The following is a 14,671-nucleotide window of genomic DNA, read 5'->3' as shown; positions in this document are numbered from 1 at the left end:
GGTGTTCGATTGATATTGTCCTAAAGGGAAGTCGCCGGGACATTGTGCGTAACGGGTTTTCGTTCGAAAGGACCGACGCTGGCTGCAATCGACACTGCTTCGGCAGCGGAGCGCACGCCGAGCTTTTCCATCACGCGATGCCGGTGCACCTTGACGGTGCGCTCGGATATGCCAAGGGCGAAGGCGATCTGCTTGTTGAGATGGCCACGGATGATCAACTCAAAGACTTCGGCTTCGCGCGCGCTCAGGCTCGCCACCAGCCTCCGCTGCTCCTGATGCTGATCGAGCTCGGCCCGACGCCTTTCATATTGAGCCAACGCGCGCTCGATCGTTTCCATCAGGACCGGCACCGAGCTCGACTTCTCCAAGAAGTCCTGAGCGCCTGCTTTCATTGCGTCGACGCTTGTCTTTATGTCTCCTTCGCCGGTGAGGAACACGATTGGCAGTAGCGGCGCCAGCTCGCACAACTGGCGCTGTATTTGCAGACCAGATTGACCTGGCATCTGTAGGTCAAGGAGAACGCAGCCCGGCTCGCAGCTTGGAAGGCGGGCTAGAAACTGATCTCCGGATTCATAGGCCTCGACCTTCAGACCATAGGCGCAGAGCAGCCGTGCAGTCGCCGTGCGGTAGGATTCGTCATCGTCTACGATATGGACAACTGGTTTCATGCACCTCGCGCCTCCCGTCGGGCGAGAGGCAGGACCACCCGGAAGATGGCGCCGCCTTCAGGCCGGTTGTATGCAGAGATCGTGCCGCCATAGGTCTCGACGATCGCACGCGATATGGAAAGACCCAACCCCGTCCCTGCGTTCTTGGTCGTATAGAACGGCTCGAAGATGGTGGACAGGCGCTCTTCAGGAATGCCGTTGCCTGTGTCGACAACACAGAGCTCGGCCCTCTCCTTCTCAATTCCTGTTGCGAATGTCAGGATTCTTTTGGCGGAATCGGCGTCCATCATGGCGTCCATCGCATTGGTCGCCAGATTGAGGACGACCTGTTGCACATGAACCTTGTCCGCCCGCACCGGCAGCTCGGTCGTCGGCTGATTTGTATTGAGTGTAATCCCTCTGCGCTCGGCCTCGCCATGAATGATGTGGATCGCGCTCGACGCAACGTCGTTGAGGTCGAACTCCTGCCAATCGATCTCGCTTCGCTTCTTGAGCAACCCCCTCATCCTGCCAATGATGTCGCCTGCCCGCTGGTCGTCTTCCTGAATGTCCTGAAGGATCTGCTGGATCAATTGCAGATCGGGGGGTTCGCTTCGAAGCAGCTGGGACGCCGCCTCGGCATTGTTTCGTATGGCCGACAACGGCTGGTTCAGTTCGTGGGCGATGGATGACGACAAAGCGCCGGCCGTTGCCGATTGGTTGAGATGAACGGCTTCGAGCAAATGAAGAAGAGACCTGCTCTCCGCCTGGCGGCGTTTGCGGCGCTCGAACAGGAGAATCGAGATGACGCCTGCCTGCATCAAAACGACGGCAACTACGCTCGTAGATGCGAGCCAGTGTTCCTCCCAAAAGCCTCTTTCCTTGTACATCTGTATGGTGCCCGCTGGCAGATCCTCCTCCGCCAGCCCCCAGCGCCGAAGTTGCCGGGCATCGACGATATAGGTCTGCGGCGCGTTGACGTCCACCACCTGCTTGCCGGCGATTGCGTCGATGACGAGGTTTCCGACGGTGCGTCCCAGGGAATCGAAGGTGACGGTATTGCCGCCGACGACGCCGTGGTCGATGTAGGTCTGATAGGGCCCATAGACGGGCGCACTGGCCGTTGCCGCGATCTGCCTGATTGCCTCGCGCGGGATGAAATTCCGCCCCGCCCGATCCTTAAAGATCGTCAACGCCAGGATGATGCTATCGACGGGGACGTCTGATGCGCGTTCGATAAACTCCTCAATCGTCAGATCTTCCAGGTACTTCGTTTCGTATGACTTGGAGAACTCGTCGAGATCCGCACGCGCCGACGCCAACCATTCCCGGTCGAATTCCGACGAACCACCGATGATGTAAAGGTGACGGGCATTGGGCTGCAGTTTGCGGGCCATTTCCGCCGTCTTCACAATGTCGAATGTCGTGAACGCCCCGATCACGTCATCCGGCAGATCGATGTTCTCCGCGGTGGAGTTGCCGAAGCCTGCCGCGACTATCTTTGCATCGGGAGCGATCCTTCCGCGGTTCGTCGATATGAAGCTGGCAGACTCCTTGCCTAACGCGACAACTACGTCGGGGCGGCGAGCGGCGTATTTCTCCGCGAGATACCGTCCCATGCGTGAGACATGATCGGCTTCCGGAAACCTCGACAGATCCAGAAACTCTGAAAACAGGTCGATCTTCCCATCCGTCTCCTCCAGCAGGCGGCTCCGCAACGCTTCCCCGGCAACCGTCGTTGCCACGAGCCTCTCATCGTAGGGATAAAGGATGAGGATGCGTGGAACCCGATCGACGATGGGGAACGATGTGCCCGAGGTTGCCGCGTGAGAGTTCGCAACAATCGACAAGGCCGCCGACAGCATGAGGCCAGCGTATTGCAATCTAACTGACCACGTGCGCGAGCTCATCTGGCTTCCCCAAAGCCGGGCGAGAATAACACCTTAGCGGTGTAGTGTCATCACCGCATTGTACTACCGGTGATTGGAACGTTGCTTCCGAGACTCCCTAAAGGGCAATATCGAGGACCATCTGCATCCGCTAATATCGACGTCGGCCGACTGGAGAGAGGCCCCGCCGGCCTGTCGCAGTCGTTTAAAGTCCGTTTCGCCTGACGCATGCAACCTGGCTGCGGCCAACGCACCTGCCATCCGTCAGCCGAACATCCAACCGAGGATTTGAAATGAACAGCAGAATCCTTATCCGCTGCATTGGAGCACTGGCTTCATCCACCATTCTCTGGTGTGCAGCCTCATCGGTGCAAGCGCAGGACTCCCAACGAAAGCCGAACATCCTGTTCATCGTCTCCGACGATACTGGTTACGGCGATCTAGGTCCCTATGGTGGCGGCGAGGGCCGCGGGATGCCGACCCCGAACATCGACAAGCTGGCGGACGAAGGCATGACCTTCTTCTCCTTCTATGCCCAGCCGAGCTGCACGCCTGGGCGTGCAGCCATGCAGACCGGACGCATTCCCAACCGCAGCGGCATGACCACCGTTGCCTTCCAAGGTCAGGGCGGTGGCTTGCCCGCGGCCGAATGGACGCTCGGATCCGTGTTGAAGCGTGGAGGCTATCACACCTACTTCACAGGCAAATGGCATCTCGGCGAGGCGGACTATGCGTTGCCGAATGCCCAAGGTTATGACGAGATGAAGTATGCAGGCCTCTACCACCTCAACGCCTACACCTATGGCGACCCGACGTGGTTCCCGGACATGGATCCGAAACTGCGGGAGATGTTTCAGAAGGTGACGAAGGGTGCACTGTCCGGAAACGCCGGCGGGCCGGTGACCGAAGAGTTCAAGATCAACGGGCAATATGTCGACACACCGGTGATTGACGGCAAGGAAGGCGTCGTCGGCATTCCGTTCTTCGACAGCTACGTCGAGAAGGCTGCACTGGGCTTCCTCGACGAAGCCGCCAAGAAGCCCGATGAGCCGTTCTACATCAACGTGAACTTCATGAAGGTTCACCAGCCGAACATGCCTGCGCCCGAGTTCGAGCACAAGTCCATGTCAAAGAGCAAGTATGCCGACTCGGTCGTGGAACTCGACACCCGCATTGGCCGGATCATGGACAAGTTGCGTGAGACCGGAATGGACCGAAACACGCTGGTTTTCTACACCACGGACAATGGGGCCTGGCAGGATGTCTATCCTGACGCAGGCTATACGCCCTTCCGCGGTACGAAAGGCACGCTCCGTGACGGCGGCAACAGGGTTCCAGCGATCGCCGTATGGCCGAACAAGATCAAGCCTCGCACCAAGAACCACGATATTGTCGGTGGGCTTGATCTCATGGCGACGTTTGCCTCCGTCGGCGGCGTTCCCCTGCCAGACAAGGATCGCGAAGACAAGCCAATCATTTTCGACAGCTACGACATGACGCCGATCCTTCTCGGAACCGGAAAGTCGGAACGCAAATCATGGTTCTACTTTACTGAGAACGAACTGTCGCCTGGCGCTATACGCGTCAATAACTACAAATTTGCATTCAATATTCGTGGCGATGACGGCGCTCAGACGGGCGGTTTGGCGGTCGATTCCAACCTCGGCTGGAAGGGGCCGGACAAGTATGTAGCCACAGTGCCGCAGGTATTTGACCTCTGGCAAGACCCGCAGGAGCGCTACGATATCTTCATGAACAACTTCACGGAACGAACCTGGATGGGCGTTGTCATGGGGGAAGAATTGAAGAAGATCATGGCGACGTATGTTCAGTATCCTCCTCGCAAGCTGCAGAGTATGGGCTATACGGGTCCGATCACACTATCGAACTATGAGCGGTTCCAGTGGGTGCGGGATTCCCTGGCAAAGGAAGGCGTCACCATCACACTACCGACCGGCAACTGAATCTGATCGGCGGCCTGACATCTTCAGGCCGTCGTCGTCTCAAGGCTAGACCAACTGTTTCAGGAGGGCCCCGAAATGCTGGCCACTCGTCGTGAATTCCTCAAATGGACGCGCCAGGGAATTCTGGCGATCGGCTTGTTCACCTTGCTCGCCGCGCCAACAACGCTGGCACAGAGCGATCCCTTGCCCTCCTGGAACGACACCGCGCCGAAGCAGGCGATCGTCTCCTTCGTCGAGAAGGTCACCAGGCAGGGATCACCCGAATTCGTCGCCGAACCCGAACGGATCGCAGTGTTCGACAATGATGGAACGCTGTGGGTCGAACATCCCATGTACACCCAGTTGGCCTTCGCCCTGGACCGCGTGAAGACGCTCGCTCCACAGCATCCGGAATGGCAGACTGTGCAGCCGTTCAAGGCGGCGCTCGACGGCGATATGAAAACCCTTGCCGCATCGGGCGAAAAGGGCCTTCTGGAACTCATCATGGTCACCCATGCGGGAATGACGACCGACGAGTTCCAGAAGGTCGTCACCGACTGGCTTGCGACGGCGCGCGATCCAAAATTCAAGCGACCCTACACCGAACTGGTCTATCAGCCGATGGTCGAACTGCTCGCCTACCTGCGCGCCAACGGCTTCAAGACATTCATCGTATCGGGTGGCGGCGTGGAGTTCATGCGGCCATGGACGGAGAAGGCCTATGGCGTACCGCCTGAGCAGGTCGTCGGCTCTTCGATCAAGACCGAGTTCAAGATGCAGGACGACACGCCGACGCTGCGCCGCCTGCCCGAAGTCAACTTCATCGATGACAAGGCCGGCAAACCGGTCGGGATCAACGAGGAGATCGGACGCCGGCCAATTGCAGCCTTCGGCAATTCCGACGGCGACCTCGAAATGCTGCAATGGACGACAATGGCGGGCGCGCCTGCGCGTCTCGGCATGCTTGTCCACCATACCGACGCGGAGCGCGAATACGCCTATGACCGCAACACCGATTTCGGCCGCCTCGACAAGGCGCTCGATGCGGCAGCGATCACCGGCTGGACCGTCATCGACATGAAGGCCGACTGGAAGCAGATCTTCAAGGACTAGGACCGTGTTTCTGCCAATCTCAACGGGAGGATACCGCCATGAAAGTCGATCATATCGCCACCCTGATCATTGCCGGCTTCGCGCTGAGCACTGCCGCCTTTGCCCAGGACGCCCCGAAAAAGCCGCACGTGCCGCTCGAAAAAGCCATTGGCACAACCACGCCGACAGGTCCGGTGCCGTCATTGGCAGTGCTCAATTCGGCTGGTGCCAAGATCGAGAACGGCAAGCTCATTCTGACTGGCGTCTCGCCAAATTCGATCGTCTTTGCTGACCGGCCGGTGCGCGCCGCCGGACATGTGATGACGGAACAGTTCATCATGCAATGGGACGACGGCAAGGACAATTTCGCCGTCGATCCTCCGAACGCGACGGTATCGGTGCTGGGCGGCGACGGATCGGATGTCAGTGACGCCGTCGTCACACTCAAAACTCCAAAACTCGACGGCACCACGCTCACCTTCGATATTGCCATTCTGGAGGGAAGCCTGAGCGGTGCGACCGGTCCCGCAGCCCTGTTCATCGATCATTTCGGCGGCAGCTTCGGTGGCGGTGGCGGGTTCGGCGGCGGAGGCGGATTTGGCGGAGGCAGTTTCGCTGGCGGCGGCTTCCGTGGCGGAGATTATGGCGGAGGCGGCTTCAGGGGCAACGACGTGCATATCGGCGATACGAACATCAACCGCGTTGGAGGCAGCTATTGGCATGCCCCTGTCTACCACGGGGCCTGGTATCGCGGCGCTCCGGTTGCCGCGGGTGTAGTCGCCGGCGCGGCCATTGGTGCGGCAGCCGCCCGCCCCTACTATCCCTACTACAATTCCTACGACAACGGCCCGCAGTGCGGCTACTATCCGTACCCGTCCTGCTACTGACCCCATTCCCGCCACGCCGCCGATGCGGCGTGGCGCTTTCCCAGACGATGGCATGGAGCGATTGAGTGGCAGCATGTTTTCGGTCAGCGGCGGTTTCAGGAACCGTCCTCCTGTTGTCCCTCTTTTTCCTGTTGCTCGCCTCCGCCGGGCAGAGCCATGCGTCCGATAATATCGCGACACCCGGCCTGGATCCCCGGATATCGATTCATGCGGGTTTCGTAGACGAGAAGACCTGCGCGTCCTGCCATGGTGATCAGGCCGCCGCTTTCGCAAAATCCCACCATGCCAAGGCCATGGCGCTGGCAAACGACAGCACCGTCCGAGGCGATTTCAACAATTCCCGGTTCGAGCATGACGCCATTGCCACGACATTCTTCCGTCGTGACGGCCGCTTCTTCGTCAAGACCGAAGGGCCGGACGGCAAGCAAGCCGAGTTCGAAGTCAAATACACCTTCGCCTACGAACCGCTTCAGCAGTACCTCGCTGATACAGGAGGAGGACGACTGCAGGCTCTCGACATCGCCTGGGACACGACCAAACAGGAGTGGTTCTGGCTCGGCAATGCATCCCCGGCCAAGCCTGGGTCGACCTATCACTGGGCGGGTCCGTTCTACCGCTGGAACCGCACCTGCATCGACTGCCACTCGACCGATCCGCAAGCAAACTTCAAACCGCAGACGAACGAATACCAGTCGACCTATGTCGCCACCAGCGTCGGCTGCCAGTCCTGCCATGGTCCGGGCGCCGAGCACGTCGCGTGGGCAAGCTCCGGCCTCGCCTCTTCGGCCATCAAACCGCAGGCAGGCTTGCCGAAGGTCGATGCGAACGTCTGTTTTGCGTGCCACGCCCGGCGGACCAGGCTCCAGGGAGGCTATCAGCCCGGAAAGCCTTTTCTCGACTATTTCTCCCCGGCATTCCTCCGAGAGGATCTCTATTTTCCGGATGGACAGATCCTCGACGAGGTCTTCGAATACGGCTCGTTTCAGCAGAGCAAGATGGCAAGGGCAGGCGTGACATGTCTCGACTGCCATCGGCCGCACGATGCCAGCCTGAAGGCTGATGGCAACGCGCTCTGCACGCAGTGCCATACGGAAACGAAGCCGGAGCGCTTTGTGAAGCAGGATCCGAGCGGCCTGTTCGACGATCCGAGCCATACCCACCATCCCGTCGGATCGGCGGGAGCTCAATGCGCCAACTGCCATATGCCACAACGCACCTATATGAAGGTCGATCCGAGACGTGACCACTCGTTCGTGGTCCCCCGGCCGGACCTGTCGGCGACCTTGGGTACGCCGAATGCATGCACGACGTGCCATGCCCGCAAGGACAATGCCTGGGCAGCCGAGACCATGGACAAGTGGTACGGAACCGACTGGCGTAAACGTCCGACGATCGCCCATGGGTTCGCGGACGGCGCGAACGCTCAAACAGCTATGGAAGCACTGCGCAAGCTGGTCAACGATCAGGACCAGGCCGGGATCGTCAGAGGCAGTGCCATTGCCAGAATGAGCCGGATGGGCGGAGCGGACGTCGTGGCGGATATTCGAGCGGCATCGGCCGATATAAATCCACTCGTGCGGCTTGGGGCCGCCGAAGCTGCGGGAAACATTCCGCCAGAGCGCAGGCTGGAGGCGATCGCCGACCTGCTCGGCGATGAAACGCGCGCGGTGCGTGTGGCGGCGGCAACGGCCCTTGGAGGTACCCCTCCCGACCTCTTTGGCAGCCAGCGAGGCAGCTTCGAAACCGCGGTCAACGACCTGCGTGCCTACGTCGATACGAATGCCGATGTCGCCGAAACCCAAAGCAACTACGGCTTCTTCCTGTTCGGCCAGCAGCGGGCGGCAGAGGCCGAAGCCGCCTTCCAGCGAGCGATTTCCCTCGACCCTACACTGGAAGGCTCGCGCGTCAATCTTGCGGAATTTTACCGTGCCACCGGGCAGAACGACAAATCCGAGAAAACCTACGCCGAAGCGATTTCGATCTCGCCTGAACGGGCAGATTTGCGTTACGGACATGGCCTATCGCTTGTTCGCAAGAAGGCCCTAACCGACGCGATCACAGAACTCGAGGAAGCGGTCCGGCTGGACGGCGGAAGCTCCCGCTACAAGACGACGCTTGCAGTCGCCCTTGATTCCGTCGGAAGGACGCCAGAGGCACTCGACAAGCTCGACGCCTGGGCGGCTGCCGGCTCGGACGCGGACATCACGGGCCTCGCGCTCCAATACAGTCTCAAGCTTCAGCGGCTTCCGGACGCGTTGAGATTGGCAGAACGCATGGCGCAACTGAGGCCGCAGGACCCGCAGATCTCGGACCTGCTCAGGCAGTTGCGGCAGGCCGTCAACCCGCAATAGATGCTCCGGCTTGCGGAAATCGGCTCATATTGCACGGTCTCCGACAAACGAGATCGGGGCTTCTCATGAAGGCCATTCACTTGCATGCGATTGTCTTGCTGGCCGGCGTCCCTGCCGCTTCGATCGGCTATGCCGCCGATCTGACCGCTCGCGCTCGAAGCGAAGACGGTCGAGACCGGAGCGGCTGGAAATCCACGGACGCGCCGTACTTCTGGGCTGCCGGAATTTCGGGGGACGTACGGCAATTCGGGCTTCCCGAGGTCAACATCGACGCCGATTTCGGCGACATTCTCGACAATCTCGACTTCGCCTTCATGGCTACGGATAGTGCGACATGGGTGGACGCGGTCGTCGGCCTGCGCGGGAACTGCTTCTTCACCCCGGAAATCTATGTCACGATGGGGGCTGGTGGGCGGCGGCGGTGCCGCCGACTGAGACATGGGCCTCGGCCTCGGCTGCAAATTCAACGACACCATCTCGGCAGTGGCGGATACCGCGCATGAGGCGTCAACTACGAGAACGACGGGTTTGTCTTCGACGTCGTCCAGCAAGGCCCGATCGTAGGGGTATCCTTCCACTTCTAGTGAAGGCGAGAGCGCCAGGGGAGCAATTCGGCGATCATTGCAGCTGACGGTCGTCGTGTTCGCCTTGCGACAGCCAGATGTCCTGCAGGAATCGCAAGAGAGATCCCGCCAGGAAGCAGAGTGCCGCAATGAACAGTACGGCCGCGCCTGGTTCGTGACGGTATCCCAAAAAGGCCACGACGAAGCCGAAGAGGAGCAGAAGCGTCACGCCGATTCCGGCCAGCACCGCCAGGTGCAATGCGTTGTTTAAGAGGCGTTCACGCCGCTTCAGCTCCCCGATTCCCTTCTTCAGGGGGGCTCGGGCGACGTCACTCTCATCGATCTCGCGAAGCTTTCTGATCCGCTCGGTGACGCCGGAAATCCGATTGACCAGCACCGCCACCATCGCCGCGACGCCATTGAGCATGAACGCCGGCGCGACCGCGTGGTTGATCATGCTTGCGAGCTGGTCAGCTTCGACCGACATCTTTCTCACCTATGTGTCCAGGCGTACGTCTCATCGGCGTCGCGGCCATATGTCCCTTTCTACCGCACCAGACCCAGATTGATGAGTTGCACGCGTCTATTGTCGGCTGCCGCAGGGTGGCCAGCGTCGATCGGCCATTCCTTGCCGACTCCGATGGGATACAGGTGATCAGGGGGGACGGCGAAGGTCGTGGACAGTGCGTAGGTTATGGCATCCGCGCGGTCCTGGCTGAGCTTGAGATTGTGCTTGGCATCACCGGTCGAACTCGTATGCCCCACCACCAGGAATCTGTATCGTGAGAGATTGGGGTGATGCAATGCATCGGCGATCATCCCGATCGTGCGATAGGACTCCGGCTCGATGGCGACGGAATCATTCTCGAAATCAATCTCGACAATGAGCTGCGAAAGCCGCGCCAGGTTCTGCCAGTTCGGAAGGTTTGCCACGCCCTTTCCGGCGTTTGCGGTAACCTCCTCGGCCAACAAGGCGACATCGACTGCGGGTGCGGCCTGGTCGAGCCTGCCAAGGTTCCGATCAGTTGCTTGTGGTCGATCTGCTGCGCCGTTGTATAGCCTGGAGCAAGCAGCAGGCCAACCGTTGCCAATATGCGCATTCGGGCAATGAACATTGTCTTCCCTCCTATCCCTCGATCCTAGCGCCATCCGGCGTCGGTGATTACCTGGTCGCATTTCCTGCCATCGACGCGGCTGGTCTCGATGAGGCATGCGAGGATGTTTCCGTCCCCTACCACGCCGTTGCAGTACTGAGACATGTCGTGCCTGCAGACCTTGGTGTACGCCATCTGTGCCTCTTGCCGCTGCTTGATGGACGTCATCACGCTCGAAAGCGTCGAGGTGCATGTCGGCGAGACCTTGGCGGCATTCTCTTCGAGGCAGGCCTGAATGCGGCCACCGCCAAGATTGACGCCCTTGCAATGCTTCTTGATGTCTGCGCCGCACTCCTTGGCGAGCGCTGTCACGGCGTCCGCGTAGCTAATGGTGTCAGCGCGGCTGGCGACGGCGTGAGTCATAAAGGCGGAGAATGTCGCTGCGGCGACGAGCATGAGCCTCTTTTGCGTCATGGGGTGATCCGTTCCTAGTGGTTGAAACCCTTTCATGCGGCCTGGGGACGTCGTCCGATGCAGCAGGCCTTCGTGTTTGTGGCTGGAAAGCAGGGCGCCTGTCTATTGCCCTTTGGGGCACTCGCCGTGAGAACGCTACGGAATGACGTTGACTGCACGTGCGGCCACGAGCACCAGGGTCAGGAGCGAGATCGCGCTTTCGAGCATCATCAATGCCTTTGCACGCGGCGTGAGTGGCATGACATCCGTGGGACTGAAGGCCGTTGCCGTATTGAACGCCAGCGACAGGTAGTCGATGTAGAGCGGCCGCCAATCGGGCGATGCGAGCTCGGGAGCCGACGCCTGGGGAAAGAGCCAGTCGGGTCTCCTTGCCATGCCACGCGAGATGCGTGACGGACCGCCCGCATCGATCTGCCAATAGAGAAGCGAGAAGGTAAGAACGTTGGTGATCCAGATCGAAAACGATGAAGTCAGCAACGACACCGATCGCGTCTCCGGTGGATGGATCGTGATAATCCCTATCATATCGCCAAGTTCCGCCGCCGTATTCCCAGCGTAGACGCTGGCAAGCAGCATGACCGCGACGCTTCGATGCGAAGCCAGGTTGAGTTGTCGGGAGACACCGTCACCATGATCATTGGAACGAGTGCGGCGACGACAACCGCGTACGACACCCATCGCGGCATGGCATAGACGTGGTGCGGCAGAATTTCGAGGAAAACGAACACCGCCAGGATCGCCATCACCGGAGGCCAGCGTGGTTCCTCACGACGTGCTTGGATGTCATCACTCATCGTTCCGCCCTCTGCAGCCCTTGGACATGCTGAGAAACGGACGCCGTCGAGCGGCGTCCGTCATCGGTTGAGGTCAGGCTATTCGCCTGGATGGTGCTGTTGCTTCATCGCCTGAACCTGTTGGATGACCTGTTCGAGATTATAGCTGGCGGGGTCCTGCATCGGCGGATAGTCGATATAACTCTGGAGTTCCTTCAGCCATAGTGCCTGACCGATAGGCAGCATGTTCCAGTCGTAGACATAGGCAGTCGCTGGAGCAGAGATCGCTCCACCCATACCTGTAAGGGTCTTGATCTGCTCTCCTATCGACGTCTCGAACGGATCACGCTTGATATTGACCACCTGGGTCCAGTGGAACGGGAGGACGCCTGCGAGGAAGCCTGTGGGCGCATCCGATACCATTGCGAAATACATCTTCCAGTTCTTGTAGCGAACTGCCGACGGATCCTTGCCGGAATAGTAGAAGAACGTATCTCGGGCAGATTTTTCCGAAGTCCCTTCAAGATAGTCGCGCTGATTGACGCCATCGAGCGTGGTCTTGGCGATTCCCGGATAGGCGCCCTTCTCGATCTCAGCCTTCAGTTCGTTCTTCTTGGGTCCGCCTGCGATGTCGACCAGGGTCGGCAGCCAGTCGAGAGAGGCGAAGATGTCGTTCTTTACAGTGCCCGGTTTGATGTGGCCCGGCCAACGCACGACGAGCGGCGCGCGCATGCCGCCTTCCCATGTTGTCAGCTTGCCACCTTTAAACGGGGTAGTGCCACCGTCTGGGAAGGTGATCGTTTCGGCCCCATTGTCGGTGGTGAAGGCGATAATCGTATTGTCGAGCTCTCCCATTTCTTCAAGTTTCTTCAGCACGTAGCCGATGTTGTCGTCCATCTGCTTCATGCCGGCTTCGTTGACACCCCAGTCCTTGCCACCAGGTTCGCCGACCATGTTCTGGTACTTGTCCGGAAGCACGGTCGTGATGTGCATGCGCGCGGGGTTGTACCAGACGAAGAACGGCTTTTTCGTCTTCTCCGGGTCGTTGCGGTCGAGGAAATCGATGACGTGGCTCGATATTTCCTCGTCGACCGTCTTCGAGCGCTCCAGCGTCAGCGGGCCTTCGTCCGCGCAGGTCTGGTTGGCGGCGGTGCCGTCCGAGGATTTGCACGCCAGCACGGGCCGTGGCGGCATCAAGCATAACGTCGTTTTTGGGTCCACCGCCGCAGGGTCGTCTTTGAGGCCTGGGATCGGCGTGTTCTTGCACGCCGGAGCAATTGTCTGCTCGGTCGGCGTCCTGTTGATATCCGGGAAACTCACGCCCTGCATGGCGTCGAGGTGGTAGAGATAACCCCAAAACTCATGGAAACCATGGGCGGTTGGCAAGGCGTCCGTGTGATCGCCGAGGTGGTTCTTGCCGAACTCACCGGTGTTGTAGCCGAGGTCGCGCAGGAACCATGCAAGCGATGGAGTTCCCGGTTTGAGATATGACGGACTGCCCGGCAATTGGGGCGGGATCATACCTGTGCGCAGCGGGTGCATTCCGGTGAAGAAGGCGTTCCGTCCCGCCGTGCAACTCTGCTCGGCATAGTAGGTCGTGAACATTGCACCTTCTTGACCGATGCGATCGATGTTCGGGGTTTCACCGACCATCAAGCCTTTGTGATAGATACCCGGCTGCATCCAGCCGATATCGTCGCCCATGATGAACAGGATGTTCGGCTTCTTGGCGGCGTCCTGCGCGTGCATCGTCGCAGTACTCGCCAGAAGGCTGGCTGCGACGGCGACCGCTGCTGTTAATAATTGCGTGGTCCGTCTCATTTCGAATGCCTCCCTGAAGGGCCTCCACGTGGATGGCCAAGGTGGTTGAAAGACGATTCAAGGCAAAACGGGGGGTTATTTAGCGACATAAATTGGACAGATCATTTTGACACGGAAGCGCCCTCTGCGGCGCGATATTGCCCCTCGACTTGCGGGAAGAGGGCATGTCCACTCTTCCATATGTTTTCTACATCGTATTAGCGGGTGCAGATATTGCCCTTTAGGGAATCCGATGGGGTTCTTCCCCAAGCTATAGAGCGATGTCCGCGACCGCCTCGACCACCCCGAGGCCAGCCGCGCTCTCGAAATCCGAAATGCCGGTAGCGTACCGCGCACCCTCATCCACATAGCTGACGACCGTGCACACCTCGACATGCTGAAGTTGAAGGCGGGTTGAGGAGACAGGACGCGGCCGGCTACATACCGCCACGTCCGCGTCACGGCGGCCGCACCTGCGGGTGCCGGCGCTCCTTTGTTTCAAGCAGGAAGGACGGATCGACCGATCGACCGGCGATCGCGTGCGGGTCATCGCAGTGGCCGCTGATGGCCGTCATCGCCTCTCGAAGAGCTGGCGAACGAAATCCGTATTCTGGCCGGATTGGGCGTCGACGGCGACGCGCACCCTCGGGGTTGCGGTGAAGCATCGTTCGCGGGTCCGGGCCGACCCTACCCAGCCCAACTCCGGGCAGGTCCATCTCATATAGGCCGAGCTCTTCGACGAGCTTGCTGGAAAGGCTTCGCTGTTGGTCCGGCCGACCTTGGCGAGAACGTCATCACACGCGGCATAGACCTTCATAGGAATGAGGCTGCAGATCGCCCCATGGCCAGTTGAAGAACCTCATGCCGCGCTCCTCCGGAACAAACCGACCTGCGAGAGGATTGGGTCTCTAGAAAGGAACTCGCCATGACAACCATTCCAACCGAACCGGCTCCAACTCCTAAGCCTGGTCCCATTCCCGATCTGCCGCCCGATGTTCCGCAGCCGCCGATCGAAGAGCCCGAACCTGACTTGCCGCCGGAAGAAGTTCCAAACCCAACCCCCGGCCCAAAAGAGTTTCCGCCAACGATGAGATGAGTTCACGGGCTCCTCCATGCCGCGCTCCTCTTCGCTTCGAATGCACTGGTACGCAGTTCTAT

The 14,671-nt window shown here is 59.8% G+C and carries 10 protein-coding genes and 3 pseudogenes; 6 read left to right on the top strand and 7 right to left on the bottom strand.

All coding sequences use genetic code 11. The features are described from left to right. Positions 1-20: 20 nt before the first annotated feature. Positions 21-668, bottom strand: a complete 648-nt coding sequence (locus WGT02_RS37190) for a response regulator transcription factor (RefSeq protein ID WP_024316673.1) — start codon at positions 666-668, stop codon at positions 21-23. After that, positions 665-2,512 carry a sensor histidine kinase gene (locus WGT02_RS37185; protein WP_225040555.1) on the bottom strand — a complete coding sequence of 616 codons (1,848 nt, stop codon included), beginning with the start codon at positions 2,510-2,512 and terminating at the stop codon, positions 665-667. The genes WGT02_RS37190 and WGT02_RS37185 overlap by 4 nt, the downstream gene beginning before the upstream one ends. 317 nt (positions 2,513-2,829) lie before the next feature. Between WGT02_RS37185 and WGT02_RS37180 the strand changes: the two genes are divergently transcribed. From WGT02_RS37180 to WGT02_RS37160, 5 genes and pseudogenes are all read left to right on the top strand, one after another. Beyond that, positions 2,830-4,500, top strand: coding sequence for an arylsulfatase (locus WGT02_RS37180; RefSeq protein WP_208245605.1), 1,671 nt, complete (start codon positions 2,830-2,832; stop codon positions 4,498-4,500). A 75-nt stretch (positions 4,501-4,575) separates the two neighbouring features. Next, on the top strand, positions 4,576-5,592 hold the full coding sequence (locus WGT02_RS37175; protein WP_208245607.1) for an HAD family phosphatase: 1,017 nt from the start codon (positions 4,576-4,578) through the stop codon (positions 5,590-5,592). Positions 5,593-5,630: 38 nt separating this feature from the next. Then, positions 5,631-6,458, top strand: coding sequence for a hypothetical protein (locus WGT02_RS37170; protein ID WP_208245609.1), 828 nt, complete (start codon positions 5,631-5,633; stop codon positions 6,456-6,458). Positions 6,459-6,568: 110 nt separating this feature from the next. Further along, entirely contained in the window at positions 6,569-8,809 is a 2,241-nt protein-coding gene (locus WGT02_RS37165) for a tetratricopeptide repeat protein (protein WP_210363083.1), read from the top strand. A gap of 65 nt (positions 8,810-8,874) precedes the next feature. After that, positions 8,875-9,393 (top strand): annotated as a pseudogene (locus WGT02_RS37160) (hypothetical protein). A gap of 34 nt (positions 9,394-9,427) precedes the next feature. On the opposite strand, the gene WGT02_RS37155 reads toward WGT02_RS37160, so the two are convergent. The 5 genes and pseudogenes from WGT02_RS37155 to WGT02_RS37135 all read right to left on the bottom strand — a co-directional run bounded on the left by WGT02_RS37155 (position 9,428) and on the right by WGT02_RS37135 (position 13,534). Continuing rightward, positions 9,428-9,829, bottom strand: a complete 402-nt coding sequence (locus tag WGT02_RS37155; protein ID WP_339151198.1) for a DUF2721 domain-containing protein — start codon at positions 9,827-9,829, stop codon at positions 9,428-9,430. Positions 9,830-9,918: 89 nt separating this feature from the next. Next, positions 9,919-10,487: pseudogene (locus WGT02_RS37150) on the bottom strand (OmpA family protein). Between the two features lie 24 nt (positions 10,488-10,511). Beyond that, the gene (locus tag WGT02_RS37145) at positions 10,512-10,922 is read right to left on the bottom strand and encodes a cysteine rich repeat-containing protein (protein ID WP_375680025.1); all 411 of its coding nucleotides are present in this window, start codon (positions 10,920-10,922) and stop codon (positions 10,512-10,514) included. Positions 10,923-11,075: 153 nt separating this feature from the next. Then, positions 11,076-11,516 carry a hypothetical protein gene (locus WGT02_RS37140; protein ID WP_339151199.1) on the bottom strand — a complete coding sequence of 147 codons (441 nt, stop codon included), beginning with the start codon at positions 11,514-11,516 and terminating at the stop codon, positions 11,076-11,078. Between the two features lie 296 nt (positions 11,517-11,812). Continuing rightward, complete coding sequence (locus WGT02_RS37135; protein WP_024316662.1) at positions 11,813-13,534, bottom strand: arylsulfatase; 1,722 nt, start codon at positions 13,532-13,534, stop codon at positions 11,813-11,815. Positions 13,535-14,061: 527 nt separating this feature from the next. Between WGT02_RS37135 and WGT02_RS37130 the strand changes: the two are divergent. Continuing rightward, positions 14,062-14,327 (top strand): annotated as a pseudogene (locus WGT02_RS37130) (MOSC domain-containing protein); the annotation flags it as partial. Positions 14,328-14,671 lie beyond the last annotated feature (344 nt).

The sequence above is a fragment of the Rhizobium sp. T1470 genome, assembly GCF_042140505.1.
Lineage (GTDB): Bacteria > Pseudomonadota > Alphaproteobacteria > Rhizobiales > Rhizobiaceae > Rhizobium > Rhizobium favelukesii.
This window is presented reverse-complemented; position numbering and strand designations above follow the sequence as displayed.

What these genes read in the sequence shown, in the direction of transcription:
- WGT02_RS37190 (WP_024316673.1), bottom strand. Translation starts at nt 668, where the DNA reads ATGAAACCAGTTGTCCATATCGTAGACGATGACGAATCCTACCGCACG.
- WGT02_RS37155 (WP_339151198.1), bottom strand. Translation starts at nt 9,829, where the DNA reads ATGATCAACCACGCGGTCGCGCCGGCGTTCATGCTCAATGGCGTCGCG.
- WGT02_RS37135 (WP_024316662.1), bottom strand. Translation starts at nt 13,534, where the DNA reads ATGAGACGGACCACGCAATTATTAACAGCAGCGGTCGCCGTCGCAGCC.
- WGT02_RS37175 (WP_208245607.1), top strand. Translation starts at nt 4,576, where the DNA reads ATGCTGGCCACTCGTCGTGAATTCCTCAAATGGACGCGCCAGGGAATT.
- WGT02_RS37145 (WP_375680025.1), bottom strand. Translation starts at nt 10,922, where the DNA reads ATGCTCGTCGCCGCAGCGACATTCTCCGCCTTTATGACTCACGCCGTC.
- WGT02_RS37180 (WP_208245605.1), top strand. Translation starts at nt 2,830, where the DNA reads ATGAACAGCAGAATCCTTATCCGCTGCATTGGAGCACTGGCTTCATCC.
- WGT02_RS37170 (WP_208245609.1), top strand. Translation starts at nt 5,631, where the DNA reads ATGAAAGTCGATCATATCGCCACCCTGATCATTGCCGGCTTCGCGCTG.
- WGT02_RS37185 (WP_225040555.1), bottom strand. Translation starts at nt 2,512, where the DNA reads ATGCTGTCGGCGGCCTTGTCGATTGTTGCGAACTCTCACGCGGCAACC.
- WGT02_RS37140 (WP_339151199.1), bottom strand. Translation starts at nt 11,516, where the DNA reads ATGCTGCTTGCCAGCGTCTACGCTGGGAATACGGCGGCGGAACTTGGC.